At 70.6% G+C, this 22,754-nt stretch carries 20 protein-coding genes; 7 read left to right on the forward strand and 13 right to left on the reverse strand.

The features are described from left to right. Positions 1-273 precede the first annotated feature (273 nt). Positions 274-1,140: a peptide chain release factor N(5)-glutamine methyltransferase gene (gene prmC, locus CU254_RS31325; protein WP_009082604.1), complete on the reverse strand. Its 867-nt coding sequence runs from the start codon at positions 1,138-1,140 to the stop codon at positions 274-276. Between the two features lie 74 nt (positions 1,141-1,214). Next, positions 1,215-1,559, reverse strand: coding sequence for a MerR family transcriptional regulator (locus CU254_RS31330; RefSeq protein ID WP_009082605.1), 345 nt, complete (start codon positions 1,557-1,559; stop codon positions 1,215-1,217). 57 nt (positions 1,560-1,616) lie between these two features. Between CU254_RS31330 and CU254_RS31335 the strand changes: the two genes are divergently transcribed. Then, entirely contained in the window at positions 1,617-2,354 is a 738-nt protein-coding gene (locus tag CU254_RS31335; protein ID WP_037715411.1) for an alpha/beta fold hydrolase, read from the forward strand. Between the two features lie 17 nt (positions 2,355-2,371). Here CU254_RS31335 and CU254_RS31340 read toward each other — a convergent pair whose 3' ends face one another. Continuing rightward, positions 2,372-3,571, reverse strand: coding sequence for an IS110 family transposase (locus CU254_RS31340; protein WP_009082610.1), 1,200 nt, complete (start codon positions 3,569-3,571; stop codon positions 2,372-2,374). Positions 3,572-3,810: 239 nt separating this feature from the next. Here CU254_RS31340 and CU254_RS31345 point away from each other — a divergent pair, with 239 nt between their 5' ends. Both CU254_RS31345 and CU254_RS31350 read left to right on the forward strand, forming a co-directional pair. Further along, entirely contained in the window at positions 3,811-4,584 is a 774-nt protein-coding gene (locus tag CU254_RS31345; protein ID WP_037715414.1) for a TIGR03619 family F420-dependent LLM class oxidoreductase, read from the forward strand. A gap of 86 nt (positions 4,585-4,670) precedes the next feature. Continuing rightward, positions 4,671-6,098 carry a hypothetical protein gene (locus tag CU254_RS31350; RefSeq protein ID WP_009082614.1) on the forward strand — a complete coding sequence of 476 codons (1,428 nt, stop codon included), beginning with the start codon at positions 4,671-4,673 and terminating at the stop codon, positions 6,096-6,098. A 12-nt stretch (positions 6,099-6,110) separates the two neighbouring features. Here CU254_RS31350 and prfA read toward each other — a convergent pair whose 3' ends face one another. Continuing rightward, the gene (prfA, locus tag CU254_RS31355; RefSeq protein WP_009082615.1) at positions 6,111-7,181 is read right to left on the reverse strand and encodes a peptide chain release factor 1; all 1,071 of its coding nucleotides are present in this window, start codon (positions 7,179-7,181) and stop codon (positions 6,111-6,113) included. An 81-nt stretch (positions 7,182-7,262) separates the two neighbouring features. Further along, entirely contained in the window at positions 7,263-7,490 is a 228-nt protein-coding gene (rpmE, locus tag CU254_RS31360; RefSeq protein ID WP_009082617.1) for a 50S ribosomal protein L31, read from the reverse strand. A gap of 233 nt (positions 7,491-7,723) precedes the next feature. On the opposite strand from rpmE, the gene CU254_RS31365 reads away from it, so the two are divergent. Together CU254_RS31365 and CU254_RS31370 are read left to right on the forward strand one after the other, a co-directional pair. Beyond that, complete coding sequence (locus CU254_RS31365) at positions 7,724-8,248, forward strand: hypothetical protein (protein ID WP_009082619.1); 525 nt, start codon at positions 7,724-7,726, stop codon at positions 8,246-8,248. A 183-nt stretch (positions 8,249-8,431) separates the two neighbouring features. Then, the gene (locus CU254_RS31370; RefSeq protein WP_009082621.1) at positions 8,432-9,985 is read left to right on the forward strand and encodes a trypsin-like serine protease; all 1,554 of its coding nucleotides are present in this window, start codon (positions 8,432-8,434) and stop codon (positions 9,983-9,985) included. A gap of 54 nt (positions 9,986-10,039) precedes the next feature. Here CU254_RS31370 and rho read toward each other — a convergent pair whose 3' ends face one another. From rho to argS, 6 genes are all read right to left on the reverse strand, one after another. Continuing rightward, positions 10,040-12,103, reverse strand: a complete 2,064-nt coding sequence (gene rho, locus CU254_RS31375; protein WP_100266939.1) for a transcription termination factor Rho — start codon at positions 12,101-12,103, stop codon at positions 10,040-10,042. A gap of 406 nt (positions 12,104-12,509) precedes the next feature. Next, a complete protein-coding gene (gene thrB / locus CU254_RS31380) occupies positions 12,510-13,400 on the reverse strand; it encodes a homoserine kinase (RefSeq protein WP_009082624.1) in 891 nt (296 codons plus the stop codon). Next, positions 13,397-14,452, reverse strand: a complete 1,056-nt coding sequence (gene thrC / locus CU254_RS31385; protein WP_009082626.1) for a threonine synthase — start codon at positions 14,450-14,452, stop codon at positions 13,397-13,399. Before thrC ends, thrB begins: the two co-directional genes overlap by 4 nt. Before the next feature lie 82 nt (positions 14,453-14,534). Continuing rightward, positions 14,535-15,860 (reverse strand): homoserine dehydrogenase, encoded by a 1,326-nt coding sequence (locus CU254_RS31390; RefSeq protein ID WP_255409891.1) that lies wholly within the window; start codon positions 15,858-15,860, stop codon positions 14,535-14,537. 12 nt (positions 15,861-15,872) lie between these two features. Continuing rightward, entirely contained in the window at positions 15,873-17,312 is a 1,440-nt protein-coding gene (gene lysA / locus CU254_RS31395; protein ID WP_009082629.1) for a diaminopimelate decarboxylase, read from the reverse strand. A gap of 3 nt (positions 17,313-17,315) precedes the next feature. Beyond that, the gene (argS, locus tag CU254_RS31400; RefSeq protein WP_009082631.1) at positions 17,316-18,980 is read right to left on the reverse strand and encodes an arginine--tRNA ligase; all 1,665 of its coding nucleotides are present in this window, start codon (positions 18,978-18,980) and stop codon (positions 17,316-17,318) included. Positions 18,981-19,182: 202 nt separating this feature from the next. On the opposite strand from argS, the gene CU254_RS31405 reads away from it, so the two are divergent. Together CU254_RS31405 and CU254_RS31410 are read left to right on the forward strand one after the other, a co-directional pair. Beyond that, positions 19,183-20,019 carry a DUF3105 domain-containing protein gene (locus CU254_RS31405; RefSeq protein WP_037715418.1) on the forward strand — a complete coding sequence of 279 codons (837 nt, stop codon included), beginning with the start codon at positions 19,183-19,185 and terminating at the stop codon, positions 20,017-20,019. Between the two features lie 113 nt (positions 20,020-20,132). Next, positions 20,133-20,783 (forward strand): DUF305 domain-containing protein, encoded by a 651-nt coding sequence (locus CU254_RS31410; RefSeq protein ID WP_234392899.1) that lies wholly within the window; start codon positions 20,133-20,135, stop codon positions 20,781-20,783. Positions 20,784-20,852: 69 nt separating this feature from the next. On the opposite strand, the gene CU254_RS31415 is transcribed toward CU254_RS31410, so the two are convergent. Further along, positions 20,853-22,004 carry an IS481 family transposase gene (locus tag CU254_RS31415; RefSeq protein ID WP_037713211.1) on the reverse strand — a complete coding sequence of 384 codons (1,152 nt, stop codon included), beginning with the start codon at positions 22,002-22,004 and terminating at the stop codon, positions 20,853-20,855. A 149-nt stretch (positions 22,005-22,153) separates the two neighbouring features. Beyond that, entirely contained in the window at positions 22,154-22,750 is a 597-nt protein-coding gene (locus CU254_RS31420) for a flavin reductase family protein (protein WP_009082637.1), read from the reverse strand. Between the last annotated feature and the right edge of the window lie 4 nt (positions 22,751-22,754).

Consider the following 22,754-nt stretch of genomic DNA (forward strand, 5'->3'; position numbering starts at 1 on the left):
CTCGCTCCTCACTTCTCCGCCGGTCCGCCCGGCGGTCCCGAGGCCCGACGCTAACGGTGATCGTTAGGCGAGCGAACGAAATCCACCCCGCTGCCGCACAACGAAAGTCGGGCAAGACGCGCGCGAAGGGGCAAATGGCGCAGCGCCACCGGCTGGGTGCGGCGGCGGGTCGTGAGGGGAACCCCCACGGACTCTGAGTCCCTCAGGGTTCCCCTCACGACCTCCAAGTCCCGCAAGGAGTCCTTCACGGACCTTTGGAGAACCAGCGCGGCGTCAGCCCAGTCGGCGAGCCGTGACGAACCGCGCCCGGCCGGTGTAGTCGGGATGGTCCTCCACCCCGGTCAGCACCCGCCGCGCTCGCACCAGCGCGGGAACAGCCGAACCGTGGGTGTCGTCGTGTTCGATCGCCAGTCCGCCGCCCGGCCGCAGCAAGCGGGCACCGGCCGCGATCGCGTGCCGGATTACCGCGAGGCCGCTTTCCTCCGCGAAGACCGCGCGCGCCGGGTCGTGTTCGCCGACCTCCGGCGGGACCGGCGTGCCTTCCGGCACGTACGGCGGGTTGCAGAGCACCAGGTCGACGAGACCGTCGAGTTCGGCGAACATCGTCGGGTCGGCGATGTCCCCGGAGTAGAGCCGGATCGGCGTGTTGCCTGCCGCGCTGTGCACGTCGGCGTTGTGCCGGGCCCAGGCGAGCGCCTGCGGGTCGACGTCCACCGCGTAGACCACCGCGTCCGGACGCTCGTGCGCCACCGCCAGCGCCAGCGCGCCGGAGCCGGTGCACAGGTCGACCACCACCGGGTATTCGCGGCCCTGCAGGAACTTCACGCCCCATTCGAGCAGCAGTTCGGTTTCCGGCCGGGGGACGAACACGCCCGCTCCGACGTTGACCGTGATGTTGCCGAGCGCGGCCCATCCGGTCAGGTACTGCAGCGGGATCCGTTTCGCGCGCTGCGCGACGAGCTGGCCGATCGCGTCGATCACCGGCGGGTCGACCAGCGGCACCATCGGCAGCCTGCCCCGGTCGACGCCGAGCACGTGCGCGGCGATGAGATCCGCGTCCGACCGCGGCGATTCCACGCCCGCCTCGGTGAGGATCCGGGTGGCCTCCATGATGGCCAGGCGCAGCGGCTGCCGATTCACTGGTCGTCCTTCACTCGTCGAAACTCCCCCGGAGGGGGTGCTGCTTAGCGTATCGATCCCCGGCCGCGCGGGGGTCACGCCTGGCCGAGATACCCGGACAGGACTTCGCGCCGCTGAGCGAGATCCCCGATCCGGCGGTCGACCTCGGCCAGTTCGCCACGCAGCCGGCGCACCAGGTCCGGGCACAGGTCGAGGTGCGCGGCGGGTCCGCTCGCGCAGTCGAGCATCCCGGCGATCATCTCCGTGGTCAGGCCCGCGGCCAGCAGTTTCCGGATCTGCAGCACGCGGACGACGGCCTCCTCGTCGTACACCCGGTACCCGCTCGTGTTGCGCGTCGAGGGCAGCAGCCCCTGCTCGCCGTAGTACCGCAGCAACCGCGGCGCGACGCCGGTGCGCTGCGCGAGTTCGCCGATCAGCATCCCGATCTTCCCCTGGTTCTGGCCTTCACACTGGTGTCAATCCTTAACGTCGCGGACATGACAGAACATTTCGCGCCCCTCGTCCTCGGAAAGGGCCCCGGCCTGCTGCTCGCCCACGGCGCGGGCGGCGGCGTCACCGCCAATTTCGGCCCGCTGCTGGACGACCTCTCCCGCACGCACACCGTGGTCGGAGCCGACTACCCCGCCGCCGGCGGCACCCTCGACGACCTCGCCGACGGCCTGGTCGCGACCGCCGTCGACGCCGGGGTCGAGAAGTTCACCGTGCTCGGCTACTCGCTCGGCACGGCCGTCGCGGTCCGCGTGGCCACCCGGCATCCGGACCGCGTGACCGGCCTCATCCTCACCGCGGGCCTCGCCCGGCCGGACGCGCGGATGGAGCTGGCACTGGACCTGTGGGCGCATCTGCTCGACGGCGACCGCACCCTGCTCGCCAAGTACCTGCTGCTGGTCGCCGCCAGCGAACCGTTCCTCGCCGCGCTCACGCCGGAGCAGCTCACCGCTGCGGTAGCCGGGCTGGCCGAGTCGGTCCCCGCGGGCACGGCGAAGCAGGTCGAGCTGGTCCGCTCGGTCGACACCCGGGCAGAACTGGCGTCCATCGCGGTCCCGACGCTGGTGATCGCCACGACGCTCGACTCCCTCGTGCCGCCGCAGCATTCGCGCGAACTGGCCGACGGGATTCCCGGCGCGGAACTGGTGGAGATCGCCTCCGGACACGGCATCGCCGACGAAGCGCCGGAAGAATGGCTCGCCGCGATCCGGAAGGTGCTGCGATGAGTTTCCTGAGTCAACCCCTAGGTCTTGTTGATCTTGTTGGTGGTGTGGTGGGTGATGGGGTCGTAGCAGGACTTGTCGCGCCAGCAGGCCCAGATCACGCGCAGCCAGGCGCGGGCGAGGATGCGCACCGCGTGGGGGTGGCGTTTGCCCCGGGAACGGGCGTTGTTGTAGATCGCTGCGGCCCAGTCGCTGCCGTGACGGCTGTTGTCGGCCCAGGTGGTGAGGGCTTGGCGGGCGCGCCGGTTGACGGCGTGCCGGAAGGTCACCGAGCGGTGCTTGCCGGATTCCTTGGTGACCGGAGCGGTGCCGGTCTCGGCGGCCAGCTGCGCGCAGCTGGTGGCGCGTTCCAGCATCGGGCCGATTTCGCCGATGATCTGGCCGAGGTTGACAGTCCCGATGCGGGGCAGTTCGGCGATCAGTTCGGCCCACGGGCGGCTTGTGGTCGCCTCGGCGATGGCGGTGTCGAGTTCCCGAATGTTGGCGCGGATGGCTCGCACCAGCCGCACCTGGACGACGACCAGCCGGGCGACGATGGCCTGGCCGAGCCGGGACGCGCTGACCGGGGCGGCGCGCAGCCGCTCGATCAGCACGCTGCCGGGACGCTTGCCGGAATAGCCGTGGCGTTTGCAGAACGCCTCCAACCGGCCGGCGGTCAGCGTGGCCGCGGACTCAGGAGTGGGGTAACGGTCCAGAAAGGACAGTGCGATGTCGCTGTCCAGGCTGGCGAACACCGCTTTGCCGCCGGGCCAGTGCTCGTCCAGCAGCGCGGCAAGCTGGTTGACCGCCGCGACACGAGCCTCGACGTGGTCGGCGCGTTGCCGGGTCAGCGCCTGCAGCTCAAGCGTCTCGGCCAGGGTTGGGGACAGGGTGCGCAGCTGGTGGCCGTCGGTGCGCAGGTAGTCGGCCAGCTTGAACGAGTCACCGGGGTCGCTTTTGGCCCGTGCCGCGCCCCAGCGCGGCCGGACAGCGTTGAAAGCATTGGGGTGTATAGGAATCACTGGGTGCCCGGCGGTCAGCAGCCGGTCCACGACCAAGCCCCGGGTGGTCTCGATCGCCACCGGCAGATCGGCGGGGTCGCCGTGACGGCGCAACCGAGCCAGTGTGCTGTCGATCCCGGCCTCGGTGTGGGCCAGTGCCCACCGGTCAGTCCTCGCCCCGGCCTGGTCGATCACGGTCACATCGTGCGACCCCGTCGCCCAGTCCCATCCCGCGAACACGCGCGCGGTACTCCTTCGTCAGCGATGAAGGACCCGCTCGGTCATGAGGACGCCCGCCGGAAGCTCACTAATCGGCCCTCGGTGGGGCATGTTCCTAAAGCCGGTCAAGCGGCCTCGACCCGGTGGGGCTGGCAGTACTCATCGCGGCCGTCAAGCGGCACGCAACCATGGCCATGCACCCACCGGGACCGAGGGATCACAACCCTATCGGTTCGGGCTGCAGAAGGGATGGTGGCCTAGTGAGCCTCCAGGCGGTCCTGCCGAACGAATCGCCCGGCTTGACGCCGCGCCGCTTCGCCGACCTCGCCCGGCTGGCCGAGGAGCTGGGCTACGAAGCCGTCTGGCTGCCGGACCACGTGCTCCCGCCGGAACCGTTCGGCGAGGTCTTCGGCGGCGTGTACGAACCGCTGGCCACGCTCGCCTACCTGGCCGCGGCGACCGAACGCGTCCAGCTGGGCGTCTCGGTGATCATCGTGCCGCTGCGCGAACCGCATCTGCTGGCCAAACAGGCCGCGACGATCGACCGGCTGTCCGGGCACCGGCTGATCCTGGGCGTCGGCGCGGGATGGAACGAGCCGGAGTTCGCCGAGATCGGCGCGGACTTCTCCCGGCGCGGAGCGACGCTGGACGAGACGCTTTCGCTGCTGGACCAGCTGTTCACCACCGGACGCGGCCGGGCGGGCGGGTATTTCGAGCCGCGACCGGAGGGGCGGATTCCGATCCTGGTCGGCGGGAATTCGACGGTCGCGCTGCGCCGGGCGGTCCGGGCCGGGGACCAGTGGCTCAGCGCGGGCCTCTCCCCGGACGCGTTCGCGGAGCGGGTCGCGAAGCTGGACCAGCTCGATCCGGAGCGGCGCGTGCGGCGGATCGCCCGGCAGCAGTTCGCCGAGAAGACGGCCGTCGAGACCTACCGGGCGTATCAGGCGGCGGGCGCGGACGCGGTGGCGGTGCACTTCGGGGAGGTCGAGGGGTACGAGGAGCGGATGGCGGCGTTCGCGGCGGCGACCTCGTGAGCGGCCAGGCCGGTTAGAACCGGCTTCGCCGCTCACGAGACCCGGCGCCCCCAGCCGTCGCCGCGGTCCCCTCTAGACTCCGCCCGGTGAGATCCAGGGACCTGCGCTTCGGCCTCGGGGTATTCGTCGCCTCGCTCGGACTGTTGCTGCTGCGGTTCCTGGTGCCGCGGCCGATCGGCATGGCCGACAACGGCGACGGCTGGCGGTTGCTGTGCCAGCTCGGCGGGCGGCAGCTCGACCGGCCGTCGGAGGGGTTCGTCCGGTTCAGTTACGGGTCCGCGCCGCCGTGCGATTCCGCCTACGTCTCGAGCCAGGCCTGGCTGGACTGGGCGGCGGGCAAGCTCGGCGCGCTGTTCGGCGCGTCGGGCGTGCTGAACCTGCTGGTGCTCGGCGTGCTCACCTGCGTGCTGGTCGCCGGCGCGATCACGGTCACGGTGCTCGGCCTCGACCTGAACCGGCGAAACCGGCTGATCGCGACGGTCCTGCTCCTGCTCGTGCTGGGCGACTCGGCGTTCTTCGGGTACTTCGCGTCGGTGCTCAGCGAAGGCGCGGCGTTCCTCGGCATCCTGCTGATCTGCGGCGGCCTGTTCCTGTTGCACCGCCCCGGAAAACTGCGCTGGGCCGGTGCCGCGGCGACTGTCCTCGGCGGACTGGTCGGGATCAACGCCAAATCGCAAACCCTGTTGCTCATCCCGCTTTTCGCGCTCGCGCTGCTGCTGGCCCGCCCGTCCGGCGCGCGCGGGCGCAAACGCTGGGTGCTGCCGTTCGCGGTGCTCGCGATCGTGGGCGCGGGCACCCTGGCGATCCAGTCCCAAGGCGATCCGGCCAACGCGGAATACCGCGAGGCCAACATGTACCACGCGATTTTCGACTCCATTGTGGACGGAAAGCACGACACGAAGGCCGACCTCGCCGCGCTCGGCCTGCCGGAATCGTTCGAGCAGTACGTCGGCACCGGCTGGTGGGGCGAGCGCGCGGCCTGGCACGACCCGCTTTACCCGCAGTACAAAGACAAAATCAGCCGCCGCAACGTGCTGCACTACTACGCCACGCACCCGGGCCGGACGGTCGAAATCCTGCAGCAGGGCGGGGTGGACGCGCTCACCGCGCGTCCGGCGAACCTCGGCAGCTTCGGCGAACTGTCCGGACAGCCGCGGCTTTCGAAGGAATACCGGGTGCCGGTGTTCTCCGGGCTGGCCGCGCTGATCGCGCCGCTCGGCCTGTTCGCGCTGATCCCGATCTGGGTGCTCGTCGGCTGGGCCGGGGTCCGCGCGTTCCGCCGGAACCGGCGCGAGTACGGGATTGTCGCGTTCCTGCTGGTGTTCTTCGCGGCGGGACAGCTGGGTCAGTCCGCATTGGGCGAAGGCATCGAAGGCGTGAAACACCAGCTGCTGACGCTGTTCCCGACCGTGCTGGCCGTGGTGTTCGCGATCCTCAGCCTGCTCCCCCGCGCGGAAACCGCGCCGGAAGAGGCCGAGGACCCGCGCACCGAAGAAATCCCCGCCGCGGTCTAACCGATCGGGAACTCAGCCCGACTGCGCGGCGAGCCGTTCCTCCCGGTCAGCCGCCGCCAGCGCGTCCAGCACGCCGTCCAGCTCGCCGTCGAGCACCTGGTCCAGGTTGTACGCCTTGTAGTTCACCCGGTGATCCGAAATCCGGTTCTCCGGGAAGTTGTACGTCCGCACCCGCTCCGAACGGTCAACTGTCCGCACCTGCGAACGACGCGCGTCCGACGCCTTCGCCGCCGCCTCTTCCTCCGCGATCGCCTGCAACCGGGCCTGCAGCACCTGCAACGCCCGCGCGCGGTTCTGGATCTGCGACTTCTCGTTCTGGCACGACACGACGATCCCGGTCGGCAGGTGCGTGATCCGCACCGCCGAGTCGGTGGTGTTGACGCTCTGCCCGCCGGGACCCGACGAGCGGAACACGTCGATGCGCAGGTCGTTCGGGTCGATTTCGACCTCGACCTCTTCCGGTTCCGGGTAGATCAGCACGCCGGACGCGGACGTGTGGATGCGGCCCTGGGACTCGGTCGCGGGCACGCGCTGCACGCGGTGCACGCCGCCCTCGAACTTCAGCCGGGCCCAGACGCCCTCGACGTCCGCGGTCTTGCTCTTGAGCGACAGCGTGACGTCCTTGTAGCCGCCGAGGTCCGACTCCGTCGAGTCGAGCACCTCGGCCTTCCAGTTGTGCCGCTCGGCGTAGCGCAGGTACATCCGCAGCAGGTCGCCGGCGAACAGCGCGGATTCCTCGCCGCCCTCGCCGGATTTGATCTCCATGACGACGTCGGAGCCGTCGTACGGGTCGCGCGGCAGCAGCAGTTCGGTCAATTTCGCTTCGAGCTGCGGGATTTTCGCCGTCAGCTCGTCGGCCTCGGCGGCGAACGTCGCGTCCTCGGCCGACAGTTCCTTGGCCGCGGACAGGTCGTCGCGCGCCTGGTCCAGCTCGCGCACCGCGCGCACTACCGGGCTCAGCTCGGCGTAACGGCGGCCCAGTTTGCGGGCCCGGGCCTGGTCGGCGTGCACCGCCGGGTCCGCCAGCTCCTGTTCCAGCCGCGCGTGCTCGTCGAGCAGCCCCTTGAGCGAACTCGAATCCACTTCGCCGTCTTCCTCTCGCGAACAGGCCCGGACAGAACAACGGCGCCCACCCGGGCGTGCGGGTGGGCGCCGTCGGACAAGCTACTTGGCGTCGGTCTTCTGCTGACGCTTGCCGTAGCGCTTCTCGAACCGGGCAACCCGGCCACCGGTGTCCATGATCTTCTGCTTGCCGGTGTAGAAGGGGTGGCAGTTCGAGCAGATCTCGACGTGGATCTGACCCGACTCCTTCGTGCTGCGGGTGACGAAGCTGTTCCCGCAGTTGCACGTGACGGTCGTGGTCACGTATTCGGGGTGAATACCGCTCTTCATGGTGTCCTCTCTCGTTGGCCCCGGGTCCCCAGTGCGGGGTGAACCGGTGCCGGACTTCAGCGGGTCATTCTGCCAGACGTGCCGGCAAGGTCTTCAACACACCCCGGTGACCAGGTATTCCGCCGCACGCGGCGACGGTGGGTAGTGAAGAACCTTCGCATTGTACGGATTTTGTACCCGCTGGCGAGAACCTGGCCGAGTTCGTGAATCGCTCACTTACTGGAGGTCCGGACATGCGCACGACCGACCTGCTCACCCGGCTCGCGAAGCCGGCCGCGGTGCTCGCACTGGCCGCTTCCGCCGCGGTCTTCGCCCCCGCCGCGAACGCCGCCGACGGCATCACGGCCGCGGACGTCAACCCCGCCGCCGGCACGTTCACCGAGCTGTCCGAGGCGAACCTGACCGGAGCCGGCGACGGCACCCCGGCGGGCGCGGTCGCCTGGTACAAGGCGCACGCCGGCAGCACCGGATGGGAGCACTACTGCGAGAAGGCCGCGGAGAACTCGTACGGCGTCACCGGGGTCTGGGCGTCGGCCAACGCGCATTGGAACGGAGCCAGCCCGAAGCACACCAGCGGCCAGCCGCCCGCCGGTTCGTTCGTGTACTGGAACATCAGTGCCTACGGCCACGTCGGCATCGCGGACGGCAACGGCGGCTTCTACGCCACCAGCGTCGGCGGCAAGATCGGCCACGGCAGCTCCACCAGCTACTTCAACAACTACCGCGGGTGGACCCCGGCCGCCGTCCCCCGCCACTGAGCCGGAGCTCGTGCCCGCCATCCCCCGGCACGAGTTCCTGAACCGACGGAGTGTTCCTGGCCGCGCCTGGGGTCGGCGAGGAACGCTCCGTCGGTGCGAGATTCCCTTGCCGCAGCGCAGTTACCGGCAAACTGTCACGCAGCGGTAGCGGTCCGCGGACATCCGGCCGACATCGTGCGAGAAATGCGCATTCGATCTTCCGCGCTGCTCCTCGGCACCGTGCTGGCCGCCACTGTGGTCCAAGCCAGCCCGGCCTCCGCGATCATCGGCGGCACCGAGTCCTCGCAGCCCTACTCATTCCTGGTTTCCCTGCAGTACGACGCCCCCCGGCCGGACGGCCACCGGTGCACCGGCGTGCTCATCGGCTCGCAATGGGCGTTGACCGCCGGGCATTGCGCCAACACGCCCACCGGCGCGACCACCGCGGTCCCCCGCGGCTGGAACGTCCGGGTCGGGTCGCTCGACACGAAATCCGGCGGCGAACTGGTCCCGGTCGACAAGTTCTACCGCCGCCACGCCAGCTATAACCCGCCCGGCGAGGACCTGACCCTGCTGCATCTGGCCCGTCCCGTCCGGGCGAAACCGGTCCGGCTGGCGACCGGCACCCCGGCCGTCGGCACCCCGGTCCGGATTCTCGGCTGGGGAGCCACCTCGCTGTCGTGCGGGAACTTCGCCGATCCGGTCTGTTTCCCCCGGAAGCTGCACGAAGCGGACACCGCGGTGCAGCCGTTGCCGGATTGCTGGGACGACAACGGAATCTCGCCGCCGCTGTGCATCGGGAGCCGCCAAGCCGGGGTCGGACCGGGGGTGACCGACTCCGGCGGACCGGCGCTGGTTCGCGAAGGCTCCGGATGGGCGTTGGCCGGAACGGTGGTCGGCCCGGGCATCCGCGGCGCCGACCTGCCGGACCTGTACGTCGACGTAACGCGGAATGCCCCCTGGATCAACGGGATCGTGTCCGGCTCCGCCGTTCCGCCGGACACCGTCATTCCCAACGTCGAAGGCACCGCCAAGATCGGCGACTGCATGGGCTCGGTGATCCGGCCGCGCACCGCCAGGGATTCGGATCCGGCGCTGGCGCTGACCAACGGGCATTGCGTAGCAAGAAACCGGCCGGAACCGGGGAAAGCACTGGTGAATCAGCCTGCCGGACTGGATAGGCCAATCCCCATCGCCGATCGGCAGGGATATCCGAAGACCACCGCCCGCGCCACCCGGCTGCTGTACGCGACGATGACCGGCACCGACCTCGCGCTGTACCGGCTCGACCGGACCTACGCTCAGCTCGCGGCCGCCGGCGCCAAGGTGTTCCGGTTGACGTCCACTCCGATGCTCGCCGGGGACCGGATGCAGATGGCGTACGAGAGTCACCGGCCGAAGTGCGAGGTCGCCGCGGTGGTGCCGCATCTGCGGGAAGGCGGCTGGCAACAGGACCAGTCCGTGCGCTATGCCGACAGCGAGGAATGCGTCAGCCTGCCCGGCTACTCCGGGACCGCGCTGCTGTCGCCGGACGGGAACACCGTGGTGGGGATCAACAACACCCACAATCGCGACGGCGAGTCGTGCACCGAGGGCAACCCGTGCGAAGTGGCGGCCGACGGGACGGTCACCGCGGTCAAGGGCCGCAGTTACGGACAGCAGGTGTCGGCGATCGGCGGATGTCTGGCTCCGGGGAACCGGATCGACCTGGACCGGCCGGGATGCCGGTTGACCGGAAGCCGCGCCGGAACCGCGTGAAACGAAACCGGCCCGCCCCGGAAACCCGGGACGGGCCGTTTCGTGCACAGAGACTCAGTCGTCGTCTCCACCGCCGAGGGCGGTCTTCGAGACCTGCATCAGGAACTCGATGTTGGTCTTCGTCTTGCGCAGCCGCGAGATCAGCAGGTCGATGGCCTGCTGCGAGTCCAGCGCGTGCAGCACGCGGTGCAGCTTGTGCGTGACGGCCAGCTCGTCCGGCGAGAGCAGCAGCTCTTCCTTGCGGGTGCCGGACGGGTTGACGTCCACCGCCGGGAACACGCGGCGCTCGGAGATCTTGCGGTCGAGCTTGAGCTCCGCGTTGCCGGTGCCCTTGAACTCCTCGAAGATCACCGTGTCCATCGTGGACCCGGTCTCCACCATCGCGGTCGCGAAGATGGTGAGCGAGCCGCCGTTCTCGATGTTGCGCGCGGCGCCGAGGAAACGCTTCGGCGGGTACAGCGCGGTCGAGTCGACACCACCGGACAGGATCCGGCCGGACGCCGGCGCGGCCAGGTTGTACGCGCGGCCCAGACGGGTGATCGAGTCGAGCAGGACGACCACGTCGTGGCCCATTTCGACCAGGCGCTTGGCCCGTTCGATGGACAGCTCGGCGACCGAGGTGTGGTCGGACGGCGGGCGGTCGAAGGTCGAGGCGATGACCTCGCCCTTCACCGACCGCTGCATGTCGGTGACCTCTTCCGGACGCTCGTCGACCAGCACGACCATGAGGTGGGCCTCAGGGTTGTTCGTGGTGATCGCGTTCGCGATGTCCTGCATGATCGTGGTCTTGCCGGCCTTGGGCGGGGACACGATCAGCGCACGCTGGCCCTTGCCGACCGGCATGATCAGGTCGATCACGCGGGTGGTGAGCTTGTGCGGCTCGGTCTCGAGACGCAGTCGCTCGTTCGGGTACAGCGGCGTCAGCTTGGTGAAGTCTGGACGGCGCTTGGCCTCGTCCGGCTCCAGGCCGTTGATCGAGTCGACGCGCACCAGCGGGTTGAACTTCTGCCGCTGCTGCTCGCCCTCGCGCGGCTGGCGCACGACACCGGTGATCGCGTCGCCGCGGCGCAGGCCGAACTTGCGGACCAGCGACAGCGACACGTACACGTCGTTCGGCCCGGCCAGGTAGCCCGAGGTGCGCACGAACGCGTAGTTGTCGAGCACGTCCAGGATGCCGGCGACCGGCAGCAGGACGTCGTCCTCGCGGATCTCGGTGTCCGGCGCGCCGCCCTCGGCGCGGCCGCCCCCGCTGCCCCGGCGGCGGCGGTCGCGGAAGCGGCGCCCGCGGCGGCCGCCTTCCTCGTCGTCGTCCTGGGGGCCGTTGTTCCGGTTGTCGCGGTTGTCCTGCTGGTTCCGCTGCCGGTTGTCCTGCCGGTCCTGGCGATCCTGGCGGTTGTCCTGGCCGCCGCGGTTGTCCCGGTTGCCGTCGCGGTTGTCGCGGCCGTTGTCCCGGTTGTCGCGGCCGTTGTCCCGGTTGTCGCGGTTGCCGTCGCGGTTCTCGCGGTTGTCGCGGTTGCCGTCCCGGTTGTTGTCGCGGTTGCCGCCCTGGCGGTCGCCGCGCTGGTCGCGCTGGCCGTCGCCCCGGTTGGCTCCGCCGCGGCGACGGCGGTTGCGGCCGCCCTCCTCGGACTGGCCGTCGGACTGGCCCTCGGAACGCTCGGGGCGCTCCGGCCGCTCCTGCGCGGGCTTGCTGTCCTGCGCGGTCTCCGCCTTCGGGGCCTCGGCCGGGGAAGCCTCCGCCTGGACCGGCTCGGCCTTCGGCTCCGCCTTGGGGGCCTCGGCCTTGGCGGCGTCCGCCTTCGGCGCGTCGGCCTTGGCCCGGCGGGCGGGCTTCTCGGCCTTGACCGGCTCGACGCCGTCGAGCGGCAGCGTGTCGGCGGGCGCGGAGGCGCGCTTCTTGCTCTTGCCCTGGCGCTCGCGGATCGCGGCGATCAGGTCCCCCTTGCGCATGCCGGTGGTCTCGCCCACACCCAGTTCGCCCGCCAGCTGGCGGAGCTCGGCGATGACCATTCCGGACAGGCCCCCGGTGCGGCGCTTCGGAGCGGCCGCGGCCCCATTGGTCTCAGCGGCCGCGGCGGGGGTCTCCACGTCGCCGCTCAACAGATCGGTGTTGCTCACACATGTCCTTCCTGACCGATCCACGTTCCAGGTGGATCAGCGGACTGCCGCCGGTAGCGAGACGGCTTCTGCCTCCGATGCGGACGGCTCGCGCCCAGCCGTGCGAAACACAGCGAAGCGCCGCCAGCACAGGGTGTTTGCCCCCTCCGGACGGAGAAAGCGGAATTCGGCACCGCCGGAACCGGAAACCCGCCTGCGTCCCTCCGCCTCCCGCGTGCCAGGCGGTGCGGAATCGGCGGATCGACGAAGGATGCGGACCGGAGCCGCCGCTAGGGGCGAACAGGCCCGGCATCGGGTGCGGAAACGCACGGTGATCGAACGCCCCCGAGGGTAGACCGCGCCCTGTCCGGGTGCAACAACCACCCCCCGCGTGGCGCACGCTGCCGTCTAGCCTGTGACCAGGTCGTCACCTGGGCACAACCTGCACGCCGTCGCGGTCCACGGGCAATTCGGAGACGTCGAAGCCGGTAACGTCCACGCCCGCCGGGAGTATTCCCGTCAGAGTGAGAGCGAGCACAGTCGGGCCGGCTCCGGAGATCGTCGCGGGCACGCCGTGGGCACGCAGCGTGCGCACGAGTGCGGCGCTCGCCGGGTACGCCTCGGCGCGGTAGTCCTGGTGCAGCCGGTCCTCGGTGGCGGCCAGCAGCAGGTCGGGCCGCTCGGTGACGGCCAGGACGGCGAGTGCCGCCCGCCCCGCGCTGTGCGCCGCGTCGGCGTGCGGCACCTGCGCCGGAAGCAGGCCGCGGGTCGTTTTGGTGGACGACTTCTCCGCGGGCACCGCGACCACCGGCCGGATCGCCGGGTTCGGCTCGACGCGTTCGGCGCGGAACCGGCCGTCCTCGGACCACGCCACCACGAGGCCGCCGAACAGGCTCGCCGCCGCGTTGTCCGCGTGGCCCTCGAACTCGGCCGCGAGCTGCAGCGCGTCGGCGTCGAGCGGACGCTCCGCCAGCGCGTAGCCCAGCGCCACGCCGGTCACCACCGCGGCGGCCGACGACCCGAGACCGCGCGCGTGCGGAATGCTGTTGTGGCACCGGAGATGCAGGCCCGGCGGCCGGACGTCCAGGTGTTCGCAGGCTCGCCGGAGCGCGCGGACCACCAGGTGGGATTCGTCGGTCGGCACGTCCTCGACGTCGCCCGCGCCCGCGTCGAGCACCTCGATCTTCAGTCCGCCCTCGGTGACCTGCAGCTCGACCACGTCGTAGCGGGACAGGGCGAGGCCGAGCGCGTCGAATCCCGGGCCGAGGTTCGCCGTCGACGCCGGGACCGTCGCGCGGAACCCGCGCGGGACCGTCATCGCAGGTCCAGCGCCGCCGCGACGGCCGTCGGGTCGACCGCGAGCGGTTCCACCTCGACGTTGCCCTCCAACGCCGTGGCCGGGTCCTTCAGGCCGTGCCCGGTGACCGTGCAGACGACCTTCGAGCCCTTCGGCAGGCGACCGTCCGCCGCGGTGGCCAGCAGGCCCGCCACGCTCGTCGCGGACGCGGGCTCCACGAAGACGCCCTCGCGACGGGCCAGCAGCCGGTACGCCTCAAGGATCTTCTCGTCGGTGATCGCCTCGAACAGGCCGTCCGACTCGTCGCGCGCGGAGACCGCGCCCGCCCACGAAGCCGGGCTGCCGATGCGGATCGCGGTCGCGATGGTGTCGGGGTCGGAAACCGGCTCGCCGTGCACCAGCGGCGCGGCGCCGGCGGCCTGGAACCCGAACATCCGCGGGGTGTTCTTGACCACACCGTCGGCCGCGTACTCCGAATACCCCTTCCAGTACGCGGTGATGTTGCCCGCGTTGCCCACCGGGAGGCAGTGCACGTCCGGGGCCTCGCCGAGGACGTCGCAAATCTCGAACGCCGCGGTCTTCTGGCCGGCGATGCGCACCGGGTTGACCGAGTTGACCAGCGTGACCGGATAGTCCGCGGCGGTCTTGCGGGCGAGTTCGAGGCAATCGTCGAAGTTCCCGTCGACCTGCAGGATCCGCGCGCCGTGCAGCACCGCCTGGGCGAGCTTGCCCATCGCGATCTTGCCCTGCGGAACCAGCACCGCGCAGGTGAGCCCGGCCCGCGCGGCGTACGCGGCGGCCGACGCCGAGGTGTTGCCGGTGGACGCACAGATCACCGCCTGGAGGCCGCTCGCGAGCGCGTGCGTGATCGCCACGGTCATCCCGCGGTCCTTGAACGAGCCGGTCGGGTTCGCGCCCTCGACCTTCAGGTAGACCGTGCAGCCGGTCAGCTCGGACAGATGCGCGGCGGGCAGCAGCGGGGTGTTGCCCTCGCCGAGCGTGACCACGCGCGCCCCGTCGGGGACCGGAATCCGGTCGCGGTACGCCTCGATAATTCCCGGCCAGGAACTCATGCTGCTGCCTCGATTCGGAGTTTCACCATGCGCATCGGCGAGGCGGAAGCAGGAATATCCATGATTCGCTTGCCAGCCGCGCTCATGCGTCTTCGCCTTCCACCCGCATCACGCTGACCACCTCGTGCACCACATCGAGTTTCGCGATTTCGTCCACAGTGGACTGCAAAGCCGCGTCGGGCGCGAGATGGGTCACCACGACGAGGCTCGCGGTGTCGTTCGCGTCGCGCTGGCGCACCGCGGCGATGCTCACGCCGTGCGCGGCGAACGCTTGCGCCACCTGGGCGAGCACGCCCGCGCGGTCCGCGACGTCGAGGCTCACGTGGTAGCGCGTCGGCGTCTGGCCCATCGGCCGCACCGGCAGCGCGGCGTGCGCCGATTCGCGCGGGCCGCGGCCGCCGAGCACCTGGTTGCGCGCCACCGCGACGAGATCGCCGAGCACCGCGCTCGCGGTCGGCGCGCCGCCCGCGCCCTGGCCGTAGAACATCAATTCGCCGGCCGCGTCCGCTTCGACGTAGACGGCGTTGAACGCGCCGCCGACGCCGGCCAGCTGGTGGCTGCGCGGAATCATCACCGGATGCACGCGGGCGGACACCGATTCCGTGCCGTCGTCCGCGGTGACGCGTTCGCAGATCGCCAGCAGCTTCACCGTGCGGCCGAGCGTGCGCGCCGCGGCGAGGTCGGACGCCGTGACGTCGGCGATGCCTTCGCGGTGCACGTCTTTCGCGGTGACCCGGGAGTGGAACGCCAGCGAGGCGAGGATCGCGGCCTTCGACGCGGCGTCGTACCCGTCGACGTCCGCCGTCGGGTCCGCTTCCGCGTAGCCGAGCCGGCTGGCCTCGTCGAGCGTTTCGGCGTAGCCCGCGCCGGTGGCGTCCATGGCGGAGAGGATGTAGTTGGTGGTGCCGTTGACGATCCCCATCACGCGGGTGATCCGGTCGCCGGCCAGCGATTCGCGCAGCGGGCGCAGCAGCGGGATGGCCCCGGCGACGGCGGCCTCGAAGTAGAGGTCCGCGCCGCTGGCGTCGGACGCCTCGAACAACTCGGCCGAATACTCGGCGAGCAGCGCCTTGTTGGCGGTGACCACGGATTTGCCCGCGTTCAGCGCGGTGAGCAGCCAGCTGCGCACCGGGTCGATCCCGCCGACCAGTTCGACCACCACGTCGACGTCGTCCCGCGCGACCAGCGCCGCGGCGTCGTCGGTCAGCAGCTCGGCGGGCAGTTCCGGGTGCTTGTCCGGCCGCCGCACCGCGATGCCGACCAGTTCCACCGGCGCGCCCGCGCGGGCCGCCAGCTCGCCGGCCTGTTCGGTGAGCAGCCGGGCGACCTCGCTGCCGACCGTGCCGCAGCCGAGCATCGCGACCCGGATGGGCGCGCGGTCCGCCGGCGACGGGCTTTTCGGAGACACAGTGGACACTTCTCAAACCTCCAGGCGCAGCATGTCGTCCGTCGTCTCCCTGCGCAGCAGCAGCCGGGCGGAGCCGTTGCGCACGGCGACCACCGCGGGTCGCGGCAGCCGGTTGTAACCGCTGGCCATCGCGTAGCAGTAGGCGCCGGTCGCCGCGACGGCCAGCAGGTCGCCGGGAGCCAGCGTGTCTGGCAGCCAGCAGTCTCGGACGACGATGTCGCCGGACTCACAGTGTTTTCCCACCACGCGAGACAACGTGGGGGTCGCCGGGTCGTCGCCGTCCGCAGTGTCGCTGGCGGACCGCGAAACCACGCGGCAGTCGTACACCGCGTCGTAGAGCGCCGTGCGGATATTGTCGCTCATGCCGCCGTCGACACTGACGTACCGGCGGGCGGTCTCGTCGCCGAGCGCCACGTCCTTGATCGTGCCCACTTCGTACAGGGTGAACGTGCCCGGACCGGCGATCGCGCGGCCGGGTTCGCCCGCGATGCGCGGCACCGGCAGTTCGGCGTACGCGCATTCCTTGCGGACGATCTCGCGGATCTGCGTGATCATCTGCGAGGGCGGCGGCGGGTTGTCCTTTTCGGTGTACGCGATGCCGAAACCGCCGCCGAGGTCGACGACGTTCATCTGCTCCAGCAGCTCCGGGCCGTGTTCCTTGGCCAGGTCCGCGAGCAGGCCGACGACGCGGCGCGCGGCCACCTCGAACCCGTCGGCGTCGAAGATCTGCGAACCGATGTGGCTGTGCAGGCCGACCAGCTTCAGCGACGGCGCGTTCAGCACGCGGCGGACGGCTTCGGCGGCGTCGCCGGACGCCAGCGAGAAACCGAACTTCTGGTCCTCGTGCGCGGTCGCGATGAACTCGTGGGTGTGCGCCTCGACGCCGACCGTCACCCGGACGAGCACCTTCTGCTCGATCTCGTGCGCGGCGGCGATTTCGGCGAGCCGGGCGATCTCGTAGTACGAGTCGACCACCACGGTGCCGACGCCGGCCTCGACGGCCGCGTCCAGCTCGGCGACCGATTTGTTGTTGCCGTGGAACGTGATCCGCTCCACCGGGAAGTTCGCGCGCAGCGCGACGGCCAGCTCGCCGCCGCTGCAGACGTCGAGGCTCAGCCCCTGCTCGGCCACCCACCGGGCGACCTCGACGGACAGGAAGGCCTTCGACGCGTAGTGCACGAGCGCCGGGTCGTCGAACGCCTCGGCGTAGTCGGCGCAGCGGGACTTGAAGTCCGCCTCGTCGACCACGAAGAGCGGCGTGCCGTAGGTCTGCGCGAGGTCGCGCACGTCGACCCCGGCGATCCGGACGACGCCGTCCGCGGCGCGATAAACGTTGCGCGGCCACACTTTCGCGGGCAGCTGGTCGAGTTCGCCGGCACTCGCGGGCGGGAACCCGGAGGCGTCGGCATGGGGGTAGACGTCGGCGTGGCGGGGGCCCGCGGGGTGCGCCATTGTTTACATCCGTTCCGGAGCGGAGACACCGAGCAGCGACAGGCCGTTCGCCAGCACCTGGCGCGCGGCTTCACACAGAGCGAGCCGGGCGTACGTGAGGGGAGTGGCCTCCTCGTCGCCCTGCGGGAGGACCCGGCCCACGGTGTAGAACTTGTGGTACGCGCCGGCCAGTTCCTCGAGGTAGCGGGCCACGCGATGCGGTTCGCGCATCTCCGCCGCCCGCCGCACCACCGCAGGGAATTCGCCGATGGTGCGGATCAGGTCGCCTTCGGCAGGCAGGGTGAGCAGTCCGAAATCGGCGTCCGCGCCGGACTCGTCGACCTTGAGGCCGAGGTCCGCCGCGCCGCGCCGCAGCGACGACAGCCGGGCGTGCGCGTACTGCACGTAGTAGACCGGGTTGTCGTTGGAATGCTTGCGCAGCAAGTCCAGATCGATGTCCAAAGAGGAATCGACGGAGTACCGGATCAGCTCGTAGCGGGCCGGGTCGACGCCGACCGCCTCGACGAGGTCCTCGAGCGTGATCACGGTGCCCGCGCGCTTGGACATCCGCACCGGCTTGCCGTCGCTGACCAGGTTCACCATCTGGCCGATCAGCACCTCGACCGTGGCCGGGTCGTCGCCGAACGCCGCGGCGGCCGCCTTGAGCCGCGCGATGTAGCCGTGGTGGTCCGCGCCCAGCATGTAGATGCACAGGTCGAAACCGCGGTTGCGCTTGTCCTTGAAGTAGGCGAGGTCGCCCGCGATGTAGGCCGGGTTGCCGTCCTTCTTGAGGACGACGCGGTCCTTGTCGTCGCCGTACTCGCTGGACTTCAGCCACCACGCGCCGTCGGCGAAGTAGAGGTTGCCGGAGTCCTTGAGCTGCTGCACCGCCGCGTCGACCGCGCCGGATTCGTGCAGCGAGTTCTCGTGGAAGTAGACGTCGAAATCGGTGCCGAACTCGTGCAGGCTCTGCTTGATCTGGCTGAACATCAGCTCGATGCCGATGCGCCGGAAAGTCTCGTGCCGCTGCACCTCGGGCAGGCTCAGCGCGCTCGGCTCGGCCTTGAGCACTTCGGCCGCGATGTCGCTGATGTAGCCGCCCGCGTAGCCGTCCTCCGGCGCGGGCTCGCCCTTCGCGGCGGCGATCAGCGAACGCACGAAGCGGTCGATCTGCGCGCCGGCGTCGTTGAAGTAGTACTCCCGGGTGACGTCCGCGCCCTGCGCGCCGAGCACCCGGCCCAGCGCGTCGCCGACCGCGGCCCAGCGCGTGCCGCCGAGGTGGATCGGACCGGTCGGGTTCGCCGAGACGAACTCCAGGTTGATCCGCCGCCCGGCCAGCGCGTCGCCGCGGCCGTACTCCGCGCCCGCGGCCAGCACCTGGCGCACGACCTCGCCCTGCGCGTCCGCGGCGAGCCGGAAGTTGAGGAAACCCGGTCCGGCGACCTCGGCCGCGGCCACGCCGTCCGCCCCCGCGACGACCTCGGCGAGCGCCTCGGCGAACTCGCGCGGTTTCAGCCCGGCCTTCTTCGCCACCTGCAGCGCGAGGTTGGTCGCGTAGTCTCCGTGGTCCGGGTTGCGCGGGCGTTCGATGGTCACGGTCTCCGGCAGCACGGCGGCGTCGACGCCCCGTGCGGCGAGGACCTGCACGGCGGAGCTGCGGACCAGATCGGCGAGAGCGGCGGGAGTCACTCGCCGAATTCTAGGTGCGCTCCGGCCGCGCGCTCGAAGCGGTACGCGCTCGCGAGACGGCGGGCACACCGGAGGCGGATGTTCCGCTCGCCGGGGCGCCTCGCGGGTGTTCACGGTGATCGCACGCCCGGTCTCTACACTGGGCTACCGGCAGGGTCCGTCCGGATCCCTCCCCCGCTCTCACGAGGAGATCTCGGCAATCATGGCCAACGGGACCACCAAGAAGAAGGGCTCGTCCGCGTCCGCGGTGAAGGCGGCGAAGAACCGCTCGGTCGTCGCGGGCAAGCGTACGCCCTGGGGCACCATCATCGGCGTCGTCGTGGTGGTCGCCCTGCTGGCCGGCGTCATCGTCTACTACCTGCAGGCTTCCGCGCCCAAGCGCGACCAGAAGTCCAGGGACGAGGCCGCCGCCGCCTTCGCGCCGACCGCGAGCAACCCGGACCCGTCGAAGAAGATCCCCGGGGTGGTCATCAAGCAGTACCCCGGTTCGGTGCACATCCTGCCCACCGAACGGGTGGCCTACGACCAGAGCCCGCCGTTCGGCGGCCCGCACGACGGCTACTGGGCCGCGTGCACCGGCATCGTCTACCCGGAGGCGGTGCGCAACGAGAACATGGTGCACTCGCTCGAGCACGGCACGGTGTGGATCGCCTACAACCCGGACCAGATCAAGGGCGACCAGGTCGCGCTGCTCGAGGCGCGGGTCAAGGGCAAGCCGTACACGATGATGTCGCCCTACCCGGGCCTGGACAAGCCGATCTCGCTGCAGTCGTGGGGCCACCAGCTGAAGCTGGACAGCGCCGACGACCCGCGCATCGACCAGTTCATCGCCGCGCTGCGGACCAACCCGAACGGCGTGTACCCGGAGATCGGCGCCTCGTGCGACGCGCTCGGCAAGGGCATGTTCGACCCGAGCAACCCGCCGAAGTTCGACCCGAGCAAGCCGGGCAAGGACGCGAAGCCGATGGACTACAAGGGCACCACCGGCGCGCAGGGCGAGCAGGGCGGCATGCCGGGGACCCCGCCGGCCGGGCAGTGACCGTGGGGCGCTCCGAAGACCGGACCGAGACGGGCGGAGCCCCGGCCGAAGCCGCCGAGCCCGAGTTCGCCGAGGAGTCCGCCCCGGCGGAACGGACCGGCTGGTCCCGGTGGGTGGTCATCGGCGGGACGCTGATCGCGGTGCTGCTGGTCGGGGCCGCGATCGGGGTCTTCGCGACGCGGCTCACCGACGGCGGCGACGCGGCCCCCGCGACGCCGGGCGCGGGTTCGGTCGAGGTCGGGTTCGCCCAGGACATGTCGGTGCACCACCTGCAGGCGGTCACCATGGCCGGCTGGGCGCGCGACCATTCGACCGACCCGGAGATCCGCCAGCTCGCGTTCGACATCGAGCGCACGCAGACCGAGCAGGTCGGGCGGATGAAGGGCTGGCTCATGCTGTGGGACCAGCCCGAGCAGGCGACCGGCGCGTACATGACGTGGATGACCGAGCCGATGGGGCACGCGGGCATGCAGATGCCGACCAGCGCCCCGGCGGGCGGCGCGCCGATGCCGGGCATGGCCACCGAGGCGGAGCTGACGAAGCTGCGCACGCTGTCCGGCCGCGCGCTGGACGTCGAGTTCCTGCAGCTGATGCTGCGGCACCACCAGGGCGGCGTCGCGATGGCCGAGTACGCGCAGGCCCACACGTCCAACGACGCGGTGAAAGCCTTGTGCCGCAGCATGCTGGTGTCGCAGGGCGCGGAAATGGACCAGATGAAGATGATGCTGAAGGCGCGGGACGCGCAGCCGCTGCCCGCCCCGTGAAAAGCTCGTGAGTGTTAAAGCCGGTTAGAACCGGTTGCCATGTTTCAGGACTTCGTGAACAGATGTGTTTCAGGACTTTGTGGGCAGTTTTTGGTTGGCGAGGCGTTGGTAGCGTACTGATCGGTCCAGGGTGAGCTGGCGGGCGATCGTGTCGTTGATCATGACGGTGACGCGGTCGCCTTGCCAGTAGACGCTGGCGGTGTGTCCGGCCCATCGGCGTCCCAGGACGATGGAGCATCCGGAGAACGCGATGACGCCGGTGGCCGAGACGGGCCGGGTGGCGAGGCCGCTGGGCCGGCGCGGCCCGGTGGCGGGGACGGCTTTGGGCCGGGCGTCGTAGCGCTGCCGGGGCGTGTCGCCGTTGAGGCTTTGGTGGCGGCGGTGGTTGTAGATCGTCCGGTATTCGTCGAGCAGTTCCTGCAGCTGGGCGAGTGTGCCGGCGGCCGGTCGGGCGGCGAGCCATTTCTGCAGGGTCTGATGGCTGCGTTCGTTCTTGCCGCAGGTTTGCGGGTGGTGCGGGGCGGCGGCGATCGCGGTTATCCCGAGGGCGGCGAGGCGGCGTTCGAGTTCGACCATGCGGCCGCGGTGTTTGCCCGAGAAGGCGAGCCCGTTGTCCGACAGCAGCGCCACGGGCAGGCCGTGTCCGGCGAAGGCGTGTTGCAGGGCGGCCCAGGTGGCGGCGGTGGTCTCGCCGGTCGCCGCGTAGGCGCCGACGTCGAGGCGGGAGTGGTCGTCGAGGATCTGGATGATGCAGACCTTCGTCCCGTCGGCCAGGTGGTGCTCCATGCCGTCGATCTGCCAGCAGCCGTTGGGGTCGGCGTATTCGAACCGGCGCCGCGTCCGGGGTTTCTTGCGCGGCTGCGGGACGATCTGCCCGTGGGCGCGCAGGATCCGGTAGACCGCCGACTGCGACGGCACCGCAGCGGCGCCCTGGGCTTCCAGCCGCCAGCGGATCGAGATCGGCCCGTTGTCGAGCCCTTCGTCGGCGAGTTCCTTGCGGGCACGCAGCACCGCCTCCGCCACCTCCGTCCCGAGCGCGGTCGGGCGGCGGTGCGGGGCGGTGCTGCGGCGGGTGAACCCGTCGGCGCCCTCGGCCCGGAACCGGTTCAGGTACTTGTGGAACACCGTCCGGGACACACCGTGCTCGCGGCAGAACCGCGCGATGTTGACGTCTTCGCCCGCGGCGGCGCCAGCGACCGCGGCGACGAACTCAGGATCCATCGAAAACCCTGCTCTGCCCATCGCCGCATGATCACCACAGCAGCCGTGGCGACCAGACCGACAGGCCGGTCAGTGTCCACGATGTCCTGAAACATCACCTGTTCACGATGTCCTGAACTCAGACAGCCGGTTAGAACCGGTTTTAACACTCACGAGCTTTTGTATGTCGGCCGCGCCAGTTCCTTGACGTCGCCCAGCGTCCCCCACTCGTCGCGCCCGAGCCGGGACAGCGGCCGCAGCCGGTCGATCATCGGGTGGTCGCCGTCGAGCACGTCCTCGTTGACCGCGAGGTGCACGACCCGGCCGAACACCACTGTCGAACGCCCGAAACCGACCGTGCTGTGCAGTTCGCATTCGAACGCGACCGGCGATTCCGCGACCCGCGGCGGGCGGACCTTCAGGCTCGGCTCGCGGGTCAGCCCGGCCTCGTCGAATTCGCTCAGTTCCGGCGGGAAATCCGCGCCGGTCGCGTTGATCTGCTCGAACAGCGGCTCGGGCGCGAGGTTGACCACGAACTGCCGGGTCGCCTCGACGTTGCGCAGGGTGTCCTTCCGCCCGACCGAGGTGAACTGCAGGACCGCGGGCGCGGCCGAGGCGACGGTGAAGAACGAATGCGGCGCGAGGTTGTCCACTCCGTCGCGGGAAACGCTCGACACCCAGGCGATGGGCCGCGGCACGACGGTCGCGGTCAGCAGGTGGTAGAACGCGTTCGGGGCCAGCTGGGCGGGGTCGAAGTCCTTGCGCATAGCC

The organism is Amycolatopsis sp. AA4, from assembly GCF_002796545.1.
Classification (GTDB): Bacteria; Actinomycetota; Actinomycetes; order Mycobacteriales; family Pseudonocardiaceae; genus Amycolatopsis.

Excerpts from the sequence above, each read along its gene's own strand:
- CU254_RS31330 (WP_009082605.1), bottom strand. The coding sequence starts at position 1,559 with ATGCTGATCGGCGAACTCGCGCAGCGCACCGGCGTCGCGCCGCGGTTG.
- CU254_RS31335 (WP_037715411.1), top strand. The coding sequence starts at position 1,617 with ATGACAGAACATTTCGCGCCCCTCGTCCTCGGAAAGGGCCCCGGCCTG.
- rpmE (WP_009082617.1), bottom strand. The coding sequence starts at position 7,490 with ATGAAGAGCGGTATTCACCCCGAATACGTGACCACGACCGTCACGTGC.
- CU254_RS31365 (WP_009082619.1), top strand. The coding sequence starts at position 7,724 with ATGCGCACGACCGACCTGCTCACCCGGCTCGCGAAGCCGGCCGCGGTG.
- CU254_RS31370 (WP_009082621.1), top strand. The coding sequence starts at position 8,432 with ATGCGCATTCGATCTTCCGCGCTGCTCCTCGGCACCGTGCTGGCCGCC.
- thrB (WP_009082624.1), bottom strand. The coding sequence starts at position 13,400 with ATGACGGTCCCGCGCGGGTTCCGCGCGACGGTCCCGGCGTCGACGGCG.
- thrC (WP_009082626.1), bottom strand. The coding sequence starts at position 14,452 with ATGAGTTCCTGGCCGGGAATTATCGAGGCGTACCGCGACCGGATTCCG.
- lysA (WP_009082629.1), bottom strand. The coding sequence starts at position 17,312 with ATGGCGCACCCCGCGGGCCCCCGCCACGCCGACGTCTACCCCCATGCC.
- CU254_RS31405 (WP_037715418.1), top strand. The coding sequence starts at position 19,183 with ATGGCCAACGGGACCACCAAGAAGAAGGGCTCGTCCGCGTCCGCGGTG.
- CU254_RS31415 (WP_037713211.1), bottom strand. The coding sequence starts at position 22,004 with ATGGATCCTGAGTTCGTCGCCGCGGTCGCTGGCGCCGCCGCGGGCGAA.
- CU254_RS31420 (WP_009082637.1), bottom strand. The coding sequence starts at position 22,750 with ATGCGCAAGGACTTCGACCCCGCCCAGCTGGCCCCGAACGCGTTCTAC.